This window comes from Nocardia miyunensis NBRC 108239 (assembly GCF_001613065.1).
Lineage (GTDB): Bacteria > Actinomycetota > Actinomycetes > Mycobacteriales > Mycobacteriaceae > Nocardia > Nocardia miyunensis.
Genome location: NZ_BDBQ01000015.1, coordinates 30200 through 50815, shown reverse-complemented (window position 1 = coordinate 50815; position 20616 = coordinate 30200). Strand labels below are relative to the sequence as shown.

Annotated in this window: 19 protein-coding genes; 2 read left to right on the top strand and 17 right to left on the bottom strand. The window is 68.0% G+C overall.

Annotated features, from left to right (window positions below; all coding sequences use genetic code 11):
- Positions 1-2: 2 nt before the first annotated feature.
- From NM2_RS08845 to dprE2, 3 genes are read right to left on the bottom strand one after another with little or no spacing between them, the layout of a single operon-like run.
- Positions 3-761 (bottom strand): cobalt-precorrin-6A reductase, encoded by a 759-nt coding sequence (locus NM2_RS08845; protein WP_067666478.1) that lies wholly within the window; start codon positions 759-761, stop codon positions 3-5.
- The gene (gene cbiE / locus NM2_RS08840) at positions 754-2007 is read right to left on the bottom strand and encodes a precorrin-6y C5,15-methyltransferase (decarboxylating) subunit CbiE (RefSeq protein ID WP_245717913.1); all 1254 of its coding nucleotides are present in this window, start codon (positions 2005-2007) and stop codon (positions 754-756) included. The genes NM2_RS08845 and cbiE overlap by 8 nt, the downstream gene beginning before the upstream one ends.
- A complete protein-coding gene (dprE2, locus tag NM2_RS08835) occupies positions 2004-2765 on the bottom strand; it encodes a decaprenylphospho-beta-D-erythro-pentofuranosid-2-ulose 2-reductase (protein ID WP_157120986.1) in 762 nt (253 codons plus the stop codon). Before dprE2 ends, cbiE begins: the two co-directional genes overlap by 4 nt.
- Before the next feature lie 101 nt (positions 2766-2866).
- Between dprE2 and NM2_RS08830 the strand changes: the two genes are divergently transcribed.
- Positions 2867-3274, top strand: a complete 408-nt coding sequence (locus tag NM2_RS08830; protein WP_067666476.1) for a PPOX class F420-dependent oxidoreductase — start codon at positions 2867-2869, stop codon at positions 3272-3274.
- Positions 3275-3660: 386 nt separating this feature from the next.
- Here NM2_RS08830 and NM2_RS08825 read toward each other — a convergent pair whose 3' ends face one another.
- Positions 3661-4788 (bottom strand): M24 family metallopeptidase, encoded by a 1128-nt coding sequence (locus NM2_RS08825; RefSeq protein ID WP_067666532.1) that lies wholly within the window; start codon positions 4786-4788, stop codon positions 3661-3663.
- Between the two features lie 99 nt (positions 4789-4887).
- Between NM2_RS08825 and NM2_RS08820 the strand changes: the two genes are divergently transcribed.
- Complete coding sequence (locus NM2_RS08820; protein WP_067666475.1) at positions 4888-5865, top strand: 5'-3' exonuclease; 978 nt, start codon at positions 4888-4890, stop codon at positions 5863-5865.
- 581 nt (positions 5866-6446) lie between these two features.
- Here the strand turns inward: NM2_RS08820 and NM2_RS08815 are convergent.
- From NM2_RS08815 to dop, 13 genes are all read right to left on the bottom strand, one after another.
- Positions 6447-7172, bottom strand: a complete 726-nt coding sequence (locus NM2_RS08815; RefSeq protein ID WP_067666473.1) for a DUF4333 domain-containing protein — start codon at positions 7170-7172, stop codon at positions 6447-6449.
- A 128-nt stretch (positions 7173-7300) separates the two neighbouring features.
- The gene (locus tag NM2_RS08810) at positions 7301-9997 is read right to left on the bottom strand and encodes a DEAD/DEAH box helicase (protein ID WP_067666471.1); all 2697 of its coding nucleotides are present in this window, start codon (positions 9995-9997) and stop codon (positions 7301-7303) included.
- 3 nt (positions 9998-10000) lie between these two features.
- Positions 10001-10990, bottom strand: coding sequence for a twin-arginine translocase subunit TatC (gene tatC / locus NM2_RS08805; protein WP_067666469.1), 990 nt, complete (start codon positions 10988-10990; stop codon positions 10001-10003).
- A gap of 104 nt (positions 10991-11094) precedes the next feature.
- The gene (tatA, locus tag NM2_RS08800) at positions 11095-11361 is read right to left on the bottom strand and encodes a Sec-independent protein translocase subunit TatA (protein WP_067666467.1); all 267 of its coding nucleotides are present in this window, start codon (positions 11359-11361) and stop codon (positions 11095-11097) included.
- A gap of 61 nt (positions 11362-11422) precedes the next feature.
- Positions 11423-12478 (bottom strand): 2-dehydropantoate 2-reductase, encoded by a 1056-nt coding sequence (locus tag NM2_RS08795; protein WP_067666465.1) that lies wholly within the window; start codon positions 12476-12478, stop codon positions 11423-11425.
- Entirely contained in the window at positions 12475-13482 is a 1008-nt protein-coding gene (locus NM2_RS08790) for a helix-turn-helix transcriptional regulator (RefSeq protein WP_067666463.1), read from the bottom strand. The genes NM2_RS08795 and NM2_RS08790 overlap by 4 nt, the downstream gene beginning before the upstream one ends.
- A gap of 17 nt (positions 13483-13499) precedes the next feature.
- Complete coding sequence (locus NM2_RS08785; protein WP_157120985.1) at positions 13500-14495, bottom strand: helix-turn-helix transcriptional regulator; 996 nt, start codon at positions 14493-14495, stop codon at positions 13500-13502.
- Between the two features lie 220 nt (positions 14496-14715).
- The gene (locus NM2_RS08780; RefSeq protein ID WP_157120984.1) at positions 14716-15168 is read right to left on the bottom strand and encodes a hypothetical protein; all 453 of its coding nucleotides are present in this window, start codon (positions 15166-15168) and stop codon (positions 14716-14718) included.
- Positions 15169-15238: 70 nt separating this feature from the next.
- Complete coding sequence (gene pafA / locus NM2_RS08775; RefSeq protein WP_218008796.1) at positions 15239-16597, bottom strand: Pup--protein ligase; 1359 nt, start codon at positions 16595-16597, stop codon at positions 15239-15241.
- 185 nt (positions 16598-16782) lie between these two features.
- Positions 16783-17586 (bottom strand): proteasome subunit alpha, encoded by an 804-nt coding sequence (gene prcA, locus NM2_RS08770; RefSeq protein ID WP_067666459.1) that lies wholly within the window; start codon positions 17584-17586, stop codon positions 16783-16785.
- A gap of 127 nt (positions 17587-17713) precedes the next feature.
- Positions 17714-18553, bottom strand: coding sequence for a proteasome subunit beta (gene prcB, locus NM2_RS08765; RefSeq protein ID WP_067666457.1), 840 nt, complete (start codon positions 18551-18553; stop codon positions 17714-17716).
- Between the two features lie 14 nt (positions 18554-18567).
- Complete coding sequence (locus tag NM2_RS08760; protein ID WP_040823079.1) at positions 18568-18762, bottom strand: ubiquitin-like protein Pup; 195 nt, start codon at positions 18760-18762, stop codon at positions 18568-18570.
- Between the two features lie 181 nt (positions 18763-18943).
- Entirely contained in the window at positions 18944-20443 is a 1500-nt protein-coding gene (gene dop, locus NM2_RS08755) for a depupylase/deamidase Dop (protein WP_067666455.1), read from the bottom strand.
- Between the last annotated feature and the right edge of the window lie 173 nt (positions 20444-20616).

Here is a 20616-nt window from a genome sequence, read left to right as displayed (position 1 = left end):
GCTCACGGCAGTGTGCGCAGCCAATCCCAGGCGGCGGCAACCGATTCCGCGACTCGGGCGCCCTCGGGCAAGGGCGGGCGATCGATCATGACCACAGGAAGGCCGCAGGCTCGCGCCGCGAGCACTTTGGCCACGGTGAGCTCTCCCCCGCTGTTCTTGGTGACCAGGATGTCGATCCGGCGGTCGGTCAGCAGGCGAACCTCGTCATCGACGGCGAAAGGTCCACGCGCCAAGATCAATTCGTGATGCGGCGGCAGCACCGCGCTCGGCGGATCGATCGAGCGGATCAGGAACCACGGCCTGGTCAGGCCCGCGAACGCGCCGGCCTCCTGACGGCCGATCGTCAGGAAGATCCGCGATCCGCGCCTGCCGACGGTTTCGACCGCGGACGCGACGTCGGGAACCCGTATCCACCGATCTCCCGGGCGTTCCCGCCACCCGGGCCGGTGTACATGCAGCGCAGGCAGATTCAGCGCCGCGGCGGCCTCGGCCGCGTGGGCGGAGATGACGCCGGCGAACGGGTGGGTGGCGTCGATCAGCACGTCGACATCGTTGTCGCGCAACCAGCCCCGCAGGCCGTCCACGCCACCGAAACCGCCGATCCGAACCTCGCCGACCGGCAGCACAGGCTCGCGGACTCGGCCCGCGAGCGAGGACACGACCTCGAATCCGCTTTCGCCACTCAACTTCTCGGCGAGTTCCCGGGCCTCACGAGTGCCGCCGAGGATAAGGACGCGGCGATCCCCGGACCGCTCATCCATCCTTCACCACCACCCACTGTGTGATGGGCAGGTGCGGCCGCCAGGCGGTGAAACCACCGAGCGGTTCGGCGCGGTGGACCTGGAATCGGCTCAGCGCACCGCCGTATTCGGCCGCCCACGCGTTCAGCAGCATCTCCGATTCCACGGTGACCGCGTTGACGACCAGACGTCCGCCGGATCGCAGTCGCGCCCAGCAATTTTCGAACAGGTCCGGCTGAGTCAGGCCGCCGCCGAGGAATACCGCGTCGGGCGTGGGGAATTCGTCGTCCGACAGCTCCTCGAGCACCTCACCCAGGACGGTGATGCCCGGCACGCCCAGGGCCAGCGCATTGGCGGTGATCTGCCCACGTCGCGCGCCGGACCGCTCGAAGGTGATGGCGCGGCACGCCGGATGGGTACGGCACCACTCGATGGCGATGGTGCCCGAGCCCCCGCCGACATCCCACAGCAGCTCCCCCGGGGAGGGCGCGAGCGCGGCGAGCGACAGGGTGCGCACCTCACGCTTGGTGAGCTGGCCGTCGCCGCCGTAGACCTCGTCCGGCAGCCCAGGCAGCCTGGTCAGTCGCGGTGCGGCCGGATCGGCGAGGCACTCCAGCGCGACGATGTTGAGCCGATCGCCCGCGGGCTCGGACCAATCGGCCGCGACGCCCTGGACCATCCGCTCGGCCGGACCGCCGAGCTGTTCGAGCACCGTCATCCGGGACGCCCCGAAACCGTTGCCCGACAGCAGTTTCGCGAGTTCGGCCGGGGTCCGCTCGTGTTCGCTCAGTACCAGGATCCGGCGGCGATGGGACAATTCCGGCAGGACCGTCTCGATCGGGCGCCCCACGGCCGTGACCACCGCGATCTCCGCGAGCCCCCAGCCGAGCCGGGCGCAGGCCAGACTGGCCGAGGATGCCTGGGGCAGCACCCGAAGCGCCTGCGCCCCCAGGAGTTTCGCGAGCGACACCCCGATGCCGTAGAACATCGGATCACCGCTCGCGAGCACACAGACACGCACGTCGCGGTGTGCGGCGAGCAGATCCGCGAGCGCGGGCAGCAGCGGCGACGGCCACGGCATTCGTTCGGGCCCACCCGAGGGGATCATCGCGAGCTGCCGGTACGAGCCGAACACCACATCGGCGCGTTCGACGGCCGCACGCGCGGCCGCGCCGAGCCCGTCCCAGCCGTCCGCGCCGATGCCCACCACCGCGATCGGCGTCCGAACGGGCCAAGGCTCCATGCCCGCACCCGGTGAGTCGGTCATCGCGGCAACCGTCGCCAGACCGATCGCGGCAGGAATCGCACGGCGAAGTACAGCGGGCGCATCATGGCGGGAGCCCAGGCGATCGCGCGCCGGGCCCGCAGGCCCGCGACGACAACGTCGGCGACCTGGCCGGGCCGCACCGAGAAGGGCGCCGGGTCCATGCCCTCGGTCATCCGTCCGATGACGAATCCGGACCGCACCAGCAACAGGTGAACTTCGCTGCCGTGCAACGCATCCGCCAATCCGGTGGCGAATCCGTCCAGGCCCGCCTTACCCGACCCGTACACGTAGTTGGCGCGCCGGACACGGAATCCCGCGACGGAACTGAACACCACCAGCTGTCCGCTCCCCTGTGCGCGCAGCATGGCGGCCAGGGTCGTCAACACGCTGACCTGCGCGATGAAATCGGTCTGCAGGACCGCGACCGCCGCCGCGGGGTCCCGTTCGGCGAGTTCCTGATCGCCGAGGACGCCGAAGGCCAGTACCGCGACGCCGATCCGGCCGTGCTCGGCGGCGATCTTGTCCAGCAGCGGCTGATGCGAGGGCAGATCGTCGGCGTCGAATTCCACGCTGTGCACCGCCGTCGCGCCCGCCCGGTCGAGAGCGGCCCGCTCGGCGGCCAGGTCGGCGCTGCGCCGCGCGGCCAGAATCACCACCCGGCCGCGCGCCATCCGCTCCACGATCTCGAGGCCGATCTCGCTGCGCCCACCCAGCAGGACGATCGCGCCCTCGTCGAGTTCATGTGCCCGCATACCCATGGCGAATAGTCTGCCACCGCGACCGCGCCGAACCGGACAAGTGGGTGCGGTCCGGTCACTCGGATGCGAGCACGACGCGGGCGATTGTTAGCGTCACATCCATGACCAGCACCGGCGCACGTATCGCACTCTCCGCGGCCGCCCTCGAATTCGTCGCCGAGCGGCACCTGGCCACCCTGACCACACTCCGCGCGGACGGCACCCCGCACATGGTCCCGATCGGCTTCACCTGGGATCAGGAAGGCGGGATCGCCCGCATCATCACCTCCGGCGACACGGTGAAGGCCCGCAACGTCCGCCGCACCGGCTACGCCGCGGTCAGCCAGGTCGACGGCGCCCGCTGGCTGACCCTCGAGGGCCCCGCCGAAATCCTCGCCGACCCCGACGCGGTCACCGAGGGCGAACGCCGCTACACCGAGCGCTACCGCCCGCCCCGCGTCAACCCCGCCCGCGTCGTCATCGCCATCCACCCCATCCGCCTGCTCACCGGAACAGCTTTGCGCGACTGAACCGAATCCGCGTCGCGGGAGTTTGCACCGTCGCGCGTAGGGCACGGCTACCCGTGAGCCGTGGCGCGCCAGACCACATCGTTACGCGGCGAAGGTCGTCGAGGCAGGACGATCCGCGGAAGGTCCGTGACGGTGTACCGATCCGCACCGCGGGCCTTACAGGCTGCCCGAGCAGCGCTTCCAAAGCCGCATCCCCTTGTGGAACAAGGGAGTACAAGTGCCGATCACGTCGGACTCGCCGCGGGAACCAGCCCGAGTCGGTCGAGCGCGGCGCGCCTGTCGAAACGACAGGTCATCGATTCGCTGCCCGGAACCGATCTCGCCCGGCGGGTCAACTCGCCACAGCCCACCGGTGGTGACATCGGCTGCGGCCCACCGTCGCGGGTTCAGACCGCGGTGAGGCCGCGCGGGCGGTGGTTGACCGACTCGCGGCCGTCCTCGGTGACGATGACGATGTCCTCGATGCGAGCGCCCCATTCACCCGGGAAGTAGATGCCGGGTTCGATACTGAAGGCCATGCCGGGCTCGAGAACGATGTCGTTGCCGGAGACGATGTAGGGCTCCTCGTGCACCGACAGGCCGATGCCGTGTCCGGTGCGGTGAATGAAGGCCTCACCCAATCCCGCCCGCGCCAACACATTTCGCGCGGCGGCGTCGACGGACTCCGCGGTCACGCCGGGGCGTACGGCGGCCACGGCAGCCGCCTGCGCCTGTTCGAGGATCGCGATACGCTCCGCGATCTCCGGATCGGGCTCACCGACGACGTACGTGCGGGTGGAATCGGAGTAGTACCCGGGCTCGACCGGTCCGCCGATGTCCACGACCACCACGTCACCGGATTCGATCACCCGGTCCGAGTGCTCATGATGCGGGCTCGCGCCGTTGGGGCCACTGCCGACGATGACGAACGCGGCCTCGGTGTGTCCCTCCTGGACGATCGCATCCGCGATGGCGGCTGCCACGGCGGCCTCGGTGCTCCCCGCCCGCAACCACTCCCCGACCCGCGCGTGCACCCGATCGATCGCCGCGCCCGCCCGCCGCAGCGCCTCGATCTCGCTGGCGTCCTTACGCATTCGCAGTTGCCGCAGGACGGGCGTCGCCGAGACCGGCAGAGCGTTGAGCGCATCGGCGATCGGCAGCAGATGCAGTGCGGGCATGGCATCGGCGACCGCCACACGCGCCCCGGCGTTGAGCGTCGACTTGACGGTCTGGTACGGATTCACGCCGTCGACCCAGTCCACGATGTGCAGGCCGAGATCGGCGACCGCCGAACCTTCCAGACCGGCCAGTTCCAGTTTGGGCACGACCACCGACGGCGTCTCACCGCTGGCGGGCACGAGCAGACAGGTGAGCCGCTCGAACGATTGCGCCCGGGACCCGATCAGATACTCCAGATCCGGGCCCGGCGTGATCAGCAACGCGTCCAGATGTGCGGCACGCACCAGTTCCGCCGCCCGCTCCAACCGGACTCCGTATACCTCGGCCCCGAACCGTGATTCCGTTTGCGCGCTCATGATCACCAACGTTACGCGTTCGGGCGAGTCGCGACGCGGCAATACCGGACGAGCTCACCCACGCCGCGTTGTCGGACCGACCGGGTAGCGTCTGCAGCCATGAGCTCACCCGCCCCCGGTCCGCTGCTGCTGCTCGACGGCGCCAGCCTGTGGTTCCGCGCCTTCTACGCGATCCCGGAGAAGATCACCGCGCCCAGCGGGCAACCGGTCAACGCGCTGCGCGGATTCACCGATATGGTGGCGGCGCTGATCACCCGGCACTCCCCCTCGCGGCTGGTGGTCTGCCTGGACCTGAACTGGCGTCCACAGTTCCGGGTCGAACTGGTCCCCTCGTACAAGGCTCACCGTCTCGACGAGTCCGCGGGTGCGGATCCCGGTGCGGAGGAAGTGCCGGACAATCTGACCCCGCAGGTCGACATGATCCTCGAGGTGCTCGAGGCGGCCGGAATCGCCACCGCGGGCGCGCAGGGCCTCGAGGCCGACGACGTGATCGGCACCCTGGCCACGCGGGAGTCCACCGACGAGGTCGTCGTCGTGAGCGGCGACCGCGATCTGCTCCAATTGGTACGCGACGACCCGCAGCCGCCCGTCCGCGTCTTCTACGTGGGTCGCGGCCTGGCCAAGGCCGAACTGTTCGGCCCCGCCGAGGTCTCCGCGAAATATGGTGTGCCACAAGACAATGCGGGCCCCGCATACGCCGATATGGCCACCCTGCGCGGCGACGCCTCCGACGGACTGCCCGGTGTGGCGGGCATCGGCGACAAATCCGCCGCCACCCTCATCACCCGCTTCGGCACCCTGGAAGCCCTCGTAGCAGCCGTCGCCGACCCCGATTCCGAACTGGCCCAAGGCATCCGCAAGAAACTCACCGCCGCCCAGGCCTACCTCGAGGCAGCCGCCCCCGTCGTCCGCGTGGTCCGCGACGCGGAGGTAACCCTCTCCCGCCCCGACCTCCTCCCCACCGCCCCCGCCGACCCCGACCGCCTGCAAACCCTCGCCACCACCTACAACACCGAAAGCCCGATCAAGCGCCTGATCACGGCCCTCGAAACCAACACCGCGTCCGCCACCCGCTAGCCACAACCCGGCAACTGGCTCCAGCGCCTACCCGATCACCCGCACGCACCCGGCGCCGAAGCTCTGCCGACTACCGGAACAGTCGAGCCGAACCACAACGCCACCAACACTTTTCACCGCAACACGCCTACCGAACCAGCCGTCAGCTTTGCACCCGAACCCACAGACGAGACCCACCGATCAGGCGAAGAGCGAGAAACCGAACCAACCCGGCCACGCCGCATCGCGCCCAATGCCGAAGCTCTGCCGACTATCGGAACAGTCGAGCCGAACCACAACGCCACCAACACTTTTCACCGCAACACGCCTACCGAACCAGCATGCAGCCCTCTCCCCGAAGCCGCAGGCAACCCCCGCATAGTGCGAGCCCCAGCGCAACCACCTCACAACGTGCCCAGCGGCGAAGCGTCTCTGTGCGCCGGAACAGTCAGGCCAAGAAACGCCAACCCCAAAGTTTTTCTGCGCGGCTCGTCGTTGCGCGGTCGAAGCGCATGGCCGAAGGCCGAGTCTCGACCGCGCAACGACGAGCCATTCGGGCGCCGAAAAACCGCCGGAGCGAAGCGGAGGCCAAAAATACAGCCTCAGTTCGGGCGGCCGACCTCGTAGGTGCCGTCGGACTTGGTGACCTTGATCGTGACCTTCTTCTGCTCGCCGCCGACCTTGAGTGAGCAGGTGAACGTCTTGCCGACCTCCACCGTCTGGCCGGAAGGGCAGCTGACGTTCTGCACGTCGTCGATGCCGTACGAATCCTTGAGCACCTTCTGCACCCCGGACTGCACGGCGGTGTTGTCCAGCTTATCGCTGCCGAGGAAGACCACGGCCAGCACCACGACCACGACAACCACGACGACCGCGCCGATCCCACCGCCGATGATCAGACCGCGACGCGACTTCTTACCGCCGGTGGTCTGCAGCGAAGGCAGCTGTTCCTGATTCCACTGGCCGGACTGGTTCCACTGCTGCGGTTGCTGCGGCGGCTGCCCCCACTGCTGCTGCGTCGCCTCCCACGGCTGCGGCTGCGCGGGCGGCTGCTGCGGCCACGACGTTCCGCTCCCCTGTCCCCACTGCTGCTGTTGACCGCCGGGCTGCTGACCACCCCACTGCTGCGTCGGATCGGCGTTGCCGGTGGACTGCGGCGGCCAAGACGTCTGCCCCGGCTGACTCCACTGCTGCTGACCGGCCTGTTGCTGACCACCCCACTGCTGCGTCGGGTCGGCAGGCTGCTGACCGGTCCACTGCTGAGTTGGATCGCTACTGTGTCCCTCCCCTGGACCAGGGGTATCGTTCGGTCCGTACGGGCCGCTCATCTGCCTGCCTCCACTCGTCGTCCTACACACGCTTGCCCCCCGCGTGAGGTCGTCAGTCGCTCACCACGGTCGGTACTCGCAAGCATCAAATCACAGTTCGGCACCGTCTGTGTCCATTGGATAGGCGGTCACGCCGAGTCGACCGCGACCACGCCGCGGCGGATCGCGCGGACCGCTTTCGACGCCGTTCCGGCCACCTCGACGTCGTCGGCGGTGTTGTGAATCTGGTCGAGCAGGTCGATAACCTGGCGGCACCAGCGCACGAAATCACCGGCCGAGAGCGCATTGCCCTGATCACCGCTGGCCAGCAGGGATTCGGCCAGTCCGTCACCGCGGGCCCACTTGTGCAGACCGGTGACGAAACCCAGATCGGGCTCCCGGGTCGGGGTCAGCTTGTGCTGAGCCTCGTCGGTGCGCAGGTCACTCCAGACGCCCATGGTCGCCGCGACCGCGCGCCGAATCGGGGCCGTCGGGCCCGACGGGCTCAAATACCCTGTCTCCTGGCGTGATTCGTATACCAGTATCGACACCACCGCGGCCAGTTCGGCCGGTCCGAGTCCGCGCCAGACGCCGTGGCGCAGACATTCGGCGACGACCAGATCCGCCTCGGTGTAGATGCGCGCGAGCCGACGGCCGTCGGCGGTCACCTCACCCGCGTCGTCCACATAGCCGCGCTCGGTGAGCAGTTCCACGATTCGATCGAAGGTGCGGGCCAGGGAGTTCGTCGCCGCGGAGACCTTCTGGCGCATGGCCTCGGTCTCGCGCTGCACGCGGTTGTAGCGTTCACCGACGCGCGCCAACTGCTCCCGGTCCGGACGGGAATGCGCCGGATGCGAACGCAACGCGCGCCGCAGCGTGGCCAGCTCCCGATCCTCGCCGCCCTTGGCCTTGGTACCGCGACGCTGCCGTCCGGGCGGGGTGATGCCGGTGCTGCGCAGGGCCGAGGCCAGGTCGCGACGGGTGCGAGCGGTGCGGTGATCGACGTGCCGCGGCAGCCGCATCCGGCCCAGCGGCTGCGCGGGCGTCGGGAAGTCGGCCGCGGAGATGCGCCCGGCCCACTTGTCCTCGGTCAGCACCAGCGGACGCGGATCGCCCGGGGACTGATCGGGTTCCAGGATCACCGCCAGGCCCTGCCGCCGCCCACTCGGGATGGCCACCACGTCACCGCGCCGTAGCGAGGTCAGCGCCGCCACCGCCGCACCGCGGCGATCGGCGCGCCCCTGCCGCTCGATATCGCGCTCACGCTGGGAGATCCGCTCCCGCAGCGACATGTACTCCAGGAATCCGTCGTGATCGATCTGCGACCGCAATTTGCGCAGCTGCCCCTCGTTGCGCTCGATGCCGCGGACCAGCCCGACGACCGAGCGGTCCGCCTGGAACTGCGCGAACGAACGTTCCAGCAGCGCCCGCGACTCCTTCGAGCCCATCCGGTCGATGAGATTGATCGACATGTTGTAGCCCGGACGGAACGAGCTGCGCAGCGGATATGTCCGGGTCGAGGCAAGACCAGCGACGGCACTGGTGTCCACATCGGGATGCCACACCACCACCGCGTGACCCTCGACGTCGATACCGCGACGCCCGGCCCGGCCCGTGAGCTGGGTGTACTCGCCCGGGGTCAGCTCGGCGTGCGATTCGCCGTTGAATTTGACCAGCCGCTCCAGCACCACCGTGCGCGCGGGCATATTGATGCCCAAAGCCAGTGTCTCCGTAGCGAATACGGCCCGAACCAGGCCGTTGACGAACAACTCCTCCACGGTGTGCCGGAAGGCGGGCAGCATCCCGGCATGGTGTGCGGCCAAGCCGCGGAACAATCCCTCGCGCCACTCCCAGTACCCGAGCACCTCGAGGTCGCCGCGCGGCAGATCGCCGGTATGCGCATCGATGATCTGCGCGACGCGCTCGTGGTCGTCCTCACGACTCAGGTCCAGCCGGGAACGCAGGCACTGCGCGAGCGCTCCGTCGCAACCCGCACGGGAGAAGATGAACGTGATCGCCGGGAGCAGCCCCTCCTCGTCCAGCCGCGCCAGCATCTCCGGGCGGTGCACCGGGCGGAAGTCGCGGCGCGGGCCGCCGCCGCGATGCCGTGGACCGCTCCAGCCGTTGATCCGGTCGGCTTCCTCACGGTGCTTGATGTACCGCACCAGATCCTCGTCGACGAGGATCTTCTGATCACTGGACTTCTGGTCGAACAGATCGAACATCCGCCGCCCCACCAGCACGTGCTGCCACAGCGGAACCGGACGCGTCTCGTCGACGATGACGGCGGTATCCCCGCGCACGGTCTCCATCCAGGCGCCGAACTCCTCGGCGTTGCTCACCGTCGCGGACAGGCTCACCAGCCGGACGTCCGGCGGCAGATGCAGGATGACCTCCTCCCACACCGCCCCGCGGAAGCGATCGGCCAGATAGTGCACCTCGTCCATGACGACGTACGACAACCCCTGCAGCGCATCCGAACTCGCGTACAGCATGTTCCGCAGCACCTCGGTGGTCATCACCACCACCGGGGCGTCCGGATACAACGACTGGTCACCGGTCAGCAGACCCACCTGACCGCGGCCGTAGCGTTCGACCAGATCGGCGTACTTCTGATTCGACAACGCCTTGATCGGGGTCGTATAGAAACATTTGCCGCCCGCGGCCCGAGCCAGATGGACCGCGAACTCACCGACGACGGTCTTACCGGCCCCGGTGGGCGCGCACACGAGCACGCTGTGCCCGCCCTGCAGCGCCTCGCACGCCTGCTGCTGGAACGGGTCGAGCGTGAATGTCAGTTCAGCGGCGAATGCCGCGAGTTCGCCGATCGGCGACCGTTGTGCCACTCGTCAGAGCGTATCGGAGTAGTCCGACACGGGTCGCGGCGTTTTCTCCGAGCTGCCGGGCAGAATCGTGGCCGCCGGATCGATCGGCGTGGCCGCGCTCACCGGTTCCACCCGCTCGACCGCTTCGTTTCCGGTCAGCGGAGACGCCTGGTCGTCGGACAGTTCGCTCCAGTCCTCGCGCAGCCGCGCACGCCGCTTGTCGTTGATCCGGGACACCTGCACCGCCACCTCGAACAGCACGGTCAGCGCACAGGCCAGGGCCAGCATCGAGAACGGATCCTGCGGGGTGACGATCGCGGCGAAGACGAACAACCCGAAGATCATTCCGCGCCGCCACTTCTTGAGCCGCTCGTAACTGAGCACACCGATGGCGTTGAGCCCGACGATCAGCAGCGGCGTCTCGAAACTGACGCCGAAGATGATCAGCAGCTTGATGATGAACCCGAAGTACTGCGTACCGCTCAACGCGGTGATCTGGACGTTGTTGCCGATCGACATCAGGAACCGCAGCGCGTGGGCGACCACCCAGTACGCCAGCAGCGCGCCGACCACGAACAGCAGTACGCCGGAAGTGACGAAGCTGATGGCGTACTTACGCTCCTTGGCGTACAGACCGGGGGTGACGAAACCCCAGACCTGATACAGCCAGACCGGGCTGGCCAACACGATTCCGGCGGTGAGGCCGACCTTGAACCGGAGCATGAACTGCTCGAACGGTGCGGTCGCCAGCAGTCGGCAGGCGCCGTCGGCGCTCAGATTCGCCCGGGAGGACGCGGGCAACGAACAATAGGGTCCGCGCAGAATGTCGCCCAGACTGTGCACGCCGAGAAATCCGTACTGGTACCACAGGAACCCCAGCACGGTGGTGAGGGCGACAGCCAGCAGCGCCTTGAGCAGCCGCGAGCGCAACTCCTCGAGATGTTCGACCAACGACATGGTGCCGTCGGGATTCGTTCTACGTCGGCTACGCCGAGGATCGAACGGAATGCGCATGGGATCTCAATGCCTCGCTGCTCGCCGGACGCCGGACCTGCGCGACTCACCCGCCACCGTCACCGGTACCTGCCGGTCCGGTGCGGGCAGAGCCGTCGTGTCGGCTAGGCCTTGTGCACTTCCGGATTCGCCTGGACCTGCGGGGCGGGCTGGGCTGGCTGCGAGGTGGGCAACTCCTGCGGGGCGGGCGCGGGCGCGGGCTGCTGCTTCTCGGGCTGCCCGCCTTCGGACTGCATCTCGCTCATCTCGCTCTTGAAGATGCGCAACGAACGTCCGAGGCCACGAGCCGCATCGGGCAGCCGCTTGGCGCCGAACAGCACCAGCACCAGCACCGCGATGATGATCCAGTGCGTCGGGCCGAATGTACCCATCGATAACCTCCAAACTGTGGTAAGTCCGATGTTACCGGACCGGGAAGAACGATAACGTCCGTCAGGCGCGGTCCGATGGACGGGCGGCGTCTTCGGTGGCATCGCATTTCGCCGAACGCAACCGCGCGAGCAGATCCGCCCCGCTCCACCGGCGCTCATCACCCCGTTCGGCCAGACCGATCAACTCCATCAGACAGGCGTTGACCGGCGTCGGCACGCCGACCATCCGCCCCAGACTCACGATCTCCCCCGACAGCCAGGCGATCTCCGTCTTGCGCCCCTGTTCCAGATCGTCCGCCATCGACGAGCGAGCCTGCGGATCCACCGCGACGACCCGCCCGGAAATCCGGCTGAACAGCACGTCGGGCATCGTCAGCGCACGCACCATCAGGTGCGGGGGCAGCGGAGTCAGCCGCGCGGGACGGATCTGCGCGCGGTCCATCACCGCCAGCGCCTCGGCCTGCGCGAGCGCCAGGCAGCGCCGGTAATCGCGCTGGCCGAGTTCGGTGCGCAGCGGCAGACCCGACAGGGCGTTGATCGGGTTGTTCAGATTCAGCAGCAGTTTGGCCCACTGCACGGGCAGCAGATCCGCGTGCCGATCCAGCGGCAGGCCCGCACGGGCGAACAGCGGCGCGAACCGCTCGAGCGAAGGATCGTCGGCGACCGCGAGGCCACCGGCCGTGCCGCGATGGAAAACCCCGCCGTCGCGGTGCACGACGTTGAACATCACCATCCCGGCCAGCACCACGCACGAGGGCAGGATCTCCGCGATCACGGTGTCGTTGCCGATGCCGTTCTGCAGGCTCAGCACCACCGTGTCCGAACGGACCCGGCCGACCAGCTGTTCGGCCGACACCGCCGTCTGCGCGGATTTCACCGTCACCAGGACCAGATCGGCGGTCGCGGCCGAGGTCGGCTCGGTCGCCACCGCGAAGGCGGCCGGTGCCACCCGGTCGGAGCCGCCGTCCAGGTCGGTGAGCCGCAGGCCGGTCGCGGCGATCTCGTCCAGCAGGCGCGGACGCCCTACGAAGGTGACATCGGCGCCCGCCGCCGCCAGCTTCCCTCCCACGAAAATTCCGATACTGCCGGCGCCGAGCACCGTCACTCGAAATGTCACGCGGGCCCTACCTCCTCGATCACACTGTCCCCGTAGTCTCCATCCTCGGCCAGTGCGGCGTAGGCGTCCAGGGCGGCGCTCGACCGTTCCCGCACCGCCGTGACCAGCTCGGCCGGACCCAGTACCGTCACTCCGGAGCCGAAGCCCAGCAGCAGTCGCGCCATCCAGTCCAGGGTCGCGAAACGCATCGTGGCCTCGGCGTCGCCGTCCGGCAGCAGCGCGATGCGCTGCATCGGGTACTGATCCAGTACCCAGCCGTAATCGGCGCGAATCCGCAAGTGCGCCAACGGGACCGCGGGATCGTCGGAGAACAGGTCCAGCGCGGCGGCCTCGTCGGTGGCGTGGCTGGGCGGACGGGCCGGTTCGTCCAGTTCGGTGGCCTCCTCGATCCGATCGAATCGGAACAGCCGCACGCCCTCGGCCCGCCGGGACCAGGCCTGCAGATAGGAGTTGTTGTCCACCAGCACGATTCGGATCGGATCGACCACCCGATCGGAGACCACGTCCCGGCTCGCGGAGTAGTAGACCAGCCGCAGCGCCCGATTCGCCGCCAGCGCCGAACGCACCGTCGTCACCGCCGGAGCCTCCAGTGGCGCAACCGATTCCGTCCCCGCGGAGGTTCCACTCCCCGCGATGGCCGCCTCGATCTTCGCCAGCGCCGCGTGCGCGGCCGTCGGATCCACCATGCCCGGCAGGTCGGCGATCGAGCGCAGCGCCACCAGCAGGGCGGTGGCCTCGGTCGAGGTCAACCGCAGCGGCCGGTCGATGCCCGCGGAGAAGGTGACCTCGACACTCTCCTCCGAGAAGGACAGGTCGATCAGATCGCCGGGCCCGTATCCGGGCAGGCCGCACATCCAGAGCTGATTGAGATCGTTCATCAGCTGCTTGGTCGTCACGCCCAGGTCCTCGGCGGCCTCCGCGGCGCTGATCCCGGGATTGGCCAGGAAGTACGGAACCATGTTCAGCAGCCGCGACAACCGCGTGGACAGCCGGCTACCGCTCATGCGGGCGCTCCTGGGCGTCATGCCGGAACCTCTGTGCGCTCGAGCACCGATCGCAACCGCCCCACGATGTCCTCGCGCAACTGTGCCGGGGCCAGCACCAACGCATCCGGACCGAGTCCGGTGATCAGCCTCGCCAGCCAATCGCGCGACCGCACCGGAACCTCCACCACCGCGCCCGCGCGACCTCCGACCTCGCGCTCCTCCACGACCGCGCCGAGACGGCGAATCTCCTGGCCGCGGCCGTCGGCCACCCACACCGTCGCGGTCCCCGTCACGGGGGCCGCACCGGTCACCCGGGCGACCATCTCGCGCAGATCCGCGCCCTCGGGTTTGCGGACGGCGTTCTCGTGACCGTATGCGGTGACATCCTCACCGATCCGGGACAGGCGGAAGGTGCGCACCGCGTTACGGATGCGATCGTGCCCGACCAGGTACCACCGTCCGTGATGGGTCACCACGCCCCACGGCTCCACATCGCGCATCAGATACGGCGCGTTGTGCGAGTTGCGGTGTTCGAATCGGACCGCGCGTCCGGCGTCGACGGCGGCCAGCAACTTACCCAGGGCCGCCTCCGACCCGCGCGTGCGGGCGGGCACCGCTGGAACCGAGGCCAGTGCCGCCTCGGGCTCGACGTGGATCCCGGCGGCCCGTAGCTTCAGCACGGCACCCTCGGCCGCGGCGGCCAGTTCGGGAGATTCCCACAACTGCACGGCCACCGCGACGGCCGCGGCCTCCTCGCTGGTCAGATCGATGTCGGGGAGCTCGTAGGCGTCACGATTGATCCGGTACCCCTCCTGAGAGGTGTATCGGCCGACCGGACCGACCTCCAGGGGAATGCCGAGATCGCGCAACTCGTTCTTGTCGCGCTCGAACATCCGGCTGAACGCCTCGTCACTGACCGAGTCCTCATATCCCGCGACGCTGTCACGAATGCGTTCGGCACTCAGGAACTGCCTGGTCGAGAGCAGCGCGATAACCAGATTCATCAGCCGCTCGACCTTGGATATCGCCACTCGGACAAGAGTAATGCGACCGGCCGCATCGATGTGCGCTGGTATCACAATTTTCGCGACACGCACCCTTTCGCCAGCGGCGAACTCCCGGTGAACTCACACCCGCACACCGAAGCGCTCAGGCAGATCTACACATCGCTCGCCGACCAGCGCCGACGCGGCCTTGCGCATTGCTGCGGACCACCAACCGTCACATCGGCGCGATCAGATGATCCACTCGCTACCGGTAGTCGTCGCCGCTGCGGCGATTGTCGCCCGTCACCCGGTTCCAGGCAGCATCGACAGTCCGATCGAGAACGCGATCCACCGGGGTTCGAACGGCCAAGCGGATTCTCGCGCCCCAATAGTCCGGCCGGAGCCAGCGCAGATACAGAACACAGCCGACCAGCGTGACCAGCACGCCGACCCCCAGGATCTGCACCGCTACCTTCCGCTGGTGCTCGATCGCGCCCGCGACACAGCCCCCCGGTAGCCCCGAGGCCGAGCAGTGCGTCCCGAGCGCGTCGATCAGCTCGCTGCCCCCGACGAATATGGCACACAGCCCGGCAACCACCAGCAGAGTTGCCCACCAGGTCCGGAACATTCGATAGAGGCAAGCGCCCACCCACTGAACAACCCGGCCCGCAACACCCAGCCCGCGCTCCAGACGATCCACGGACGATGGCCCGCTCATCACTATGTCCCTCCCCGGCTCCACCAAATCTCCAGCAACAACGCAGCTTTGCACAAAACCGCGCCGAACCTCACATCGACGCGATCAGGCGATCCACGCGTTCGTCGACAGAGCGGAAGGGGTCCTTGCACAGCACGGTGCGCTGGGCCTGGTCGTTGAGCTTCAAGTGCACCCAGTCGACGGTGAAGTCGCGACCCGCCTCCTGGGCGGCGGTGATGAAATCGCCGCGCAGCTTGGCCCGGGTGGTCTGCGGCGGGGTCGTGACGGCCGCGTCGACCGCGTCGTCCTCGGTGACCCGCTTGGCCAGCCCCTTGCGCTGCAGCAGGTCGAAGACGCCGCGACCACGCTTGATGTCGTGATACGCCAGATCCAGCTGGGCGATCTTGGGATCGGACAGGTCCATGTTGTACCTGTCCTGATAGCGCTGGAACAGCTTGCGCTTGATCACCCAGTCGATCTCGGTGTCGACCTTCGCGAAATCCTGCGCCTCGACCGCGTCCAGGGTGCGGCCCCACAGGTCCACGACGGCGTCCACCTGTGGATCCCGTTCGCGGTTGCGCAGATGTTCCACCGCGCGGGCGTAGTACTCGCGCTGGATGTCCAGCGCGCTGGCCTGCCGCCCGCCCGCCAGGCGCACCTGACGCCGCCCGGTCAGATCGTGCGAGACCTCGCGGATGGCCCGGATCGGATTGTCGAGGGCGAAGTCCCGGAACGAGACACCCGCCTCGATCATCTCCAGGACCAGCGAGGCGGTGCCCACCTTGAGCATGGTGGTGGTCTCGGACATGTTCGAATCGCCGACGATCACGTGCAGACGCCGGTACTTCTCGGCGTCGGCGTGCGGCTCGTCGCGGGTGTTGATGATCGGCCGCGAACGCGTCGTCGCCGAGGACACCCCCTCCCAGATGTGCTCGGCACGCTGGGACAGACAGAACGTCGCCGCCTTGGGCGTCTGCAGGATCTTGCCCGCACCGCAGATGAGCTGCCGCGTCACCAGGAACGGCAACAGCACATCGGAGATGCGGGAGAACTCACCGGCGCGCACGACCAGGAAATTCTCGTGGCAGCCGTAGGAGTTGCCCGCGGAATCGGTGTTGTTCTTGAACAGGTAGATATCGCCGCCGATACCCTCCTCCGCCAAGCGCTGCTCGGCGTCGATCAGCAACTCCTCGAGCACTCGCTCACCCGCACGGTCGTGGGTGACCAACTGCACCAGGCTGTCGCATTCGGCCGTCGCATACTCCGGGTGGGAACCGACATCGAGGTAGAGCCGGGCACCGTTGCGGAGGAATACGTTCGAGCTACGGCCCCAGGAAACCACCCGGCGGAACAGGTACCGGGCTACCTCGTCAGGGCTCAACCGACGGTGACCGTGGAACGTACACGTCACCCCGAATTCGGTCTCGATCCCCATGATTCGTCGCTGCACACCATCGACAGTACAACCAACGCATCCCCGAAAGTGGCTGTGCGAGCAAGTGGTTGCATACGTCTTCACAACGATTTCACATGTCAACGACCGGATTCGCGATCCGGGCCCGCGCAGCGACAAGGCCCCTTACACTCGTGGATCCACGAGTGTAAGGGGCCCGGCCACACCGGATTACGCGGTTGCTACGAGTTCGACGGATCTCCTGCCGACGGTGTCTGCGACTCATCCGAATCATCCGACTTCTCGGCCGAATCGGAATCTGCGTCACCCTCGCGACTGCCGCCCAGCAGAACCTCCAGAGCGGTGGGCACGATGCGACGGAATGCCCGGCGCGGCCGCGACTGCTCGAGCGTGGCGACCTCGAGCGAGCCGACGCCCAGCGTTCGCTTCTCCTTGTCCCCGCCGTCGGGAGCGGCCTTCTGCAGGGCCTGCACAGCGGTCTCGATCGCGCTGCTCAGGTCCAGTCCAGGCCGGTAGGTCTCCTTCAGCGCGGTCGCGATGGGATCGGTGTTGCCGCCCATCACGACGTATTCGCGCTCGTCGACGATGGAGCCGTCGAAATTGATCCGGTAGAGCACCGAATTCTTGGCCTGCTCGGGATAGCCGACCTCGCCGATGCAGATCTCCACCTCGTAGGGCTTGAGCTGATCGGTGAAGATGGTGCCCAGCGTCGAGGCGTACACGTTGGCCAGCGCGCTGGCGGTGACGTCGCGCCGGTCGTACTGGTAACCGCGCAGGTCGGCCTGCAGGATGCCGCCGCGTCGCAGGCTCTCGAACTCGTTGTACTTACCGACCGCGGCGAAACCGATCCGGTCGTACAGCTCGCTGATCTTGTTCAACGTCGCCGACGGATTCTCCGCGACGAACAACACACCCTTGTCGTACACCAACGCCACGACACTGCGTCCCCGTGCGATGCCCTTGCGCGCAAGTTCGGTCTTGTCGCGCATGATCTGTTCGGCCGACGCGTAGTACGGCAGTGTCATGCTGTAATTCCTTTCCGCATGCCCGGGCGGCCTACGTGGGCCCGCCCGTCTCCCACCACCGCCCTCAACCGACGACCTCCGGTCGGCTCCGCTCTCGAGCCCGCTGCCGCCTCCGGCCGCTGACCGTTCATGCGGGGAAACTCCCTTCTTCCGCCTCGCGCTCATCGGCCAGCGAACGCGCGATCTCCGCCAGTCGCTCCTCGGGGACCTCCGCCGCGCCCTCGGCGTCGATCAGGACCGCCGTGGGGAAGATGCCGCGCATCAGGTCCGGGCCGCCGGTGGCGGTGTCGTCGTCCGAGGCGTCGACCAGCGCCTGTACCGCGATGCGCAGGGCCTTCTCGGCGTCGATACCGCGGCTGTAGGTCTTCTTCAACGAGGATTTGGCGAACATCGAGCCGGACCCGGTGGCCGCGTAACCGAACCGCTCCTCGGTGCGGCCGCCGACCACGTCGTAGGACACGATCCGACCGGCGTGGTCCGGGTCGCCGGCCTCCTGGTCGTACCCGGCCAGGATCGGCACCGCGGCCATGCCCTGCAGCGCGGCGGGCAGATTGTCGCGCACCATCCTGGACAGCTTGTTGGCCTTACCGTCGAAGGTCAGCGAGACGCCCTCGATCTTCTCGTAATGCTCCAACTCCACCGCGAACAGCCGGATCATCTCGACTGCCACGCCCACCGTGCCCGCGATCCCGGCCGCGGAATAGGTGTCGGTGATGTACACCTTCTCCATATCCCGGCTGGCCAGCAGATTGCCCTGGGTCGCGCGGCGATCGCCCGCGATCAGCGCACCACCGCGGTACGTGATCGCGACGACGGTTGTGCCGTGCGGGGCCAGATCCTGCGACGCCGCCCCACTGGGGGCGGCGTCACCGGTGTTGCCGAATCTGTTGGCTGGCAACAGTTCCGGAGCTGACTGGCGCAGATGTTCGGTGAACGACGACAGCGCGTACCCCGTGTGGAGCCGCATGGGGTCACCTGATGTCACTGGCCGCCCTTCTGAACGTATGCGCGCACGAAGTCTTCCGCGTTCTCCTCGAGTACGTCATCGATCTCATCGAGCAGGTCGTCGGTGTCCTCCGCCAGTTTCTCGCGGCGCTCCTGCCCCGCGGCATCGACGCCGGCAGCGTCGTCGTCCTCGTCGCCGCCACCGGCGCGCCTGGTCTGCTCTTGTGCCATAGCAGCCGACCTCCTCTGTACTGATCATCGGCGAGCACCGGATAGCTCCGATGCTCGTCCCTCAACACTACCCAGCGGCGAGGACAACATGCCGGATTACCTCGCAATGCGCCCCCGCCGCAACATCACAGCGGCGCCCATCGCACCGGGTGCGATGGCTGTTCGACCGCCGTGTCGACGACTAGGTGGTCAGCTGTTCCACCAGCTCCGCCGCGGTGTTCACACCGTCCAACAGCTTCCCGACATGCGATTTGGTGCCGCGCCGGGGCTCGAGGGTGGGGATACGCACCAGCGAATCGCCGCCCAGATCGAAGATCACCGAATCCCAGCTGGCCGCCGCGATATCGCCGCCGAACCGGCGCAGGCATTCGCCGCGGAAATACGCGCGGGTGTCGGTGGGCGGGTTGGTCATGGCGTCGAGCACCTGCTGCTCGGTGACCAGCCGCCGCATCGAGCCGCGTGCCACCAGACGGTTGTACAAACCCTTGTCCAGACGCACGTCGGAGTACTGCAGATCGACCAGATGCAGTTTCGGCGCGGCCCAGCCCAGGCCCTCACGGTTGCGGATGCCCTCGAGCAGGCGCAGCTTGGCGGGCCAGTCCAGCAGATCCGCGCACTCCATCGGATCGCGCTCGAGCAGATCCAGTACGTGCGCCCACTTCTCCAGCAGATCGGTGACGCGGGCGTCGTCGGTGCCCTCGCGGCTGTGGTACTTGCCCACCCGATCGAGGTAGATCCGTTGCAGCGCAAGGCCGGTCAGCTCGCGGCCGTCCGACAGCGCGACCGTCGCGCGCAGGGTCGGATCGTGACTGATGGCGTGCACCGCGGTCACCGGACGCGCCAGTTGCAGATCGGCCAGATCCTCCCCGGCCTCGATCAGGTCCAGCACCAGGGCCGTGGTGCCGACCTTCAGGTAGGTGGACCATTCCGCGAGATTGGCGTCGCCGATGATGACGTGCAGGCGGCGGTACTTGTCCGCGTCGGCGTGCGGCTCGTCGCGAGTGTTGATGATGCCGCGCTTGAGCGTGGTCTCGAGGCCGACCTCGACCTCGATGTAGTCCGCACGCTGGGACAGCTGGAATCCGGCCGTGTCACCCGACTGGCCGATGCCCACCCGGCCCGATCCGCAGATCACCTGGCGGGAGGCGAAGAACGGGGTGAGGCCGACGATGATCTGGTTGAACGGCGTATCGCGGCTCATCAGATAGTTCTCGTGGGTGCCGTAGGAGGCGCCCTTGCCGTCGACGTTGTTCTTGTACAACTGCATCGGCGCCGCGCCCGGGACACTCGAGGCGTAGCGCGCGGCGGCCTCCATCACCCGCTCACCGGCCTTGTCCCAGATCACCGCGTCCATCGGGTCGACGACCTCGGGTGCGGAGTATTCGGGGTGCGCGTGGTCGACGTAGAGCCTGGCCCCGTTGGTGAGGATCATGTTCGCCGCGCCGACCTCGTCCGCGTCGATCACGGGGGCGGGTCCGTTGAGGCGGCCCAGATCGAAACCACGAGCGTCGCGCAGCGGCGATTCCACCTCGTAGTCCCATCGGGTGCGCTTGGCCCGTGGCACGCCCTCGGCGGCGGCGTACGCCAGCACCGCCTGGGTGGAGGTGAGAATCGGGTTGGCCGAGGGCTCGGTAGGCGTGGAGATCCCGTACTCGACCTCGATTCCGATGATGCGCTGCATGAGTTGAATCGTAACCGCGTCGCGCGGCGTCACCCGTGCGGGCAGTGTGGAGAACGGGGCGCGACCGGCTGGCGAACGGTGCGCACCGGGAGTGTTGCCGGTGCGCCGGACGACGCATATGCGCAGGCCCCGGCGGATTCCCACGTGTCGGTGGTCTGTGCCATCATGCCCAT

Bases quoted from the DNA above. Each gene is read 5' to 3' on its own strand.
- NM2_RS08845 (WP_067666478.1), bottom strand. From the start codon at position 761: ATGGATGAGCGGTCCGGGGATCGCCGCGTCCTTATCCTCGGCGGCACT.
- cbiE (WP_245717913.1), bottom strand. From the start codon at position 2,007: ATGACCGACTCACCGGGTGCGGGCATGGAGCCTTGGCCCGTTCGGACG.
- dprE2 (WP_157120986.1), bottom strand. From the start codon at position 2,765: ATGGGTATGCGGGCACATGAACTCGACGAGGGCGCGATCGTCCTGCTG.
- NM2_RS08830 (WP_067666476.1), top strand. From the start codon at position 2,867: ATGACCAGCACCGGCGCACGTATCGCACTCTCCGCGGCCGCCCTCGAA.
- NM2_RS08825 (WP_067666532.1), bottom strand. From the start codon at position 4,788: ATGAGCGCGCAAACGGAATCACGGTTCGGGGCCGAGGTATACGGAGTC.
- NM2_RS08820 (WP_067666475.1), top strand. From the start codon at position 4,888: ATGAGCTCACCCGCCCCCGGTCCGCTGCTGCTGCTCGACGGCGCCAGC.
- NM2_RS08815 (WP_067666473.1), bottom strand. From the start codon at position 7,172: ATGAGCGGCCCGTACGGACCGAACGATACCCCTGGTCCAGGGGAGGGA.
- tatC (WP_067666469.1), bottom strand. From the start codon at position 10,990: ATGCGCATTCCGTTCGATCCTCGGCGTAGCCGACGTAGAACGAATCCC.
- tatA (WP_067666467.1), bottom strand. From the start codon at position 11,361: ATGGGTACATTCGGCCCGACGCACTGGATCATCATCGCGGTGCTGGTG.
- NM2_RS08790 (WP_067666463.1), bottom strand. From the start codon at position 13,482: ATGAGCGGTAGCCGGCTGTCCACGCGGTTGTCGCGGCTGCTGAACATG.
- NM2_RS08780 (WP_157120984.1), bottom strand. From the start codon at position 15,168: ATGAGCGGGCCATCGTCCGTGGATCGTCTGGAGCGCGGGCTGGGTGTT.
- prcA (WP_067666459.1), bottom strand. From the start codon at position 17,586: ATGACACTGCCGTACTACGCGTCGGCCGAACAGATCATGCGCGACAAG.
- prcB (WP_067666457.1), bottom strand. From the start codon at position 18,553: ATGCGGCTCCACACGGGGTACGCGCTGTCGTCGTTCACCGAACATCTG.
- NM2_RS08760 (WP_040823079.1), bottom strand. From the start codon at position 18,762: ATGGCACAAGAGCAGACCAGGCGCGCCGGTGGCGGCGACGAGGACGAC.
- dop (WP_067666455.1), bottom strand. From the start codon at position 20,443: ATGCAGCGCATCATCGGAATCGAGGTCGAGTACGGGATCTCCACGCCT.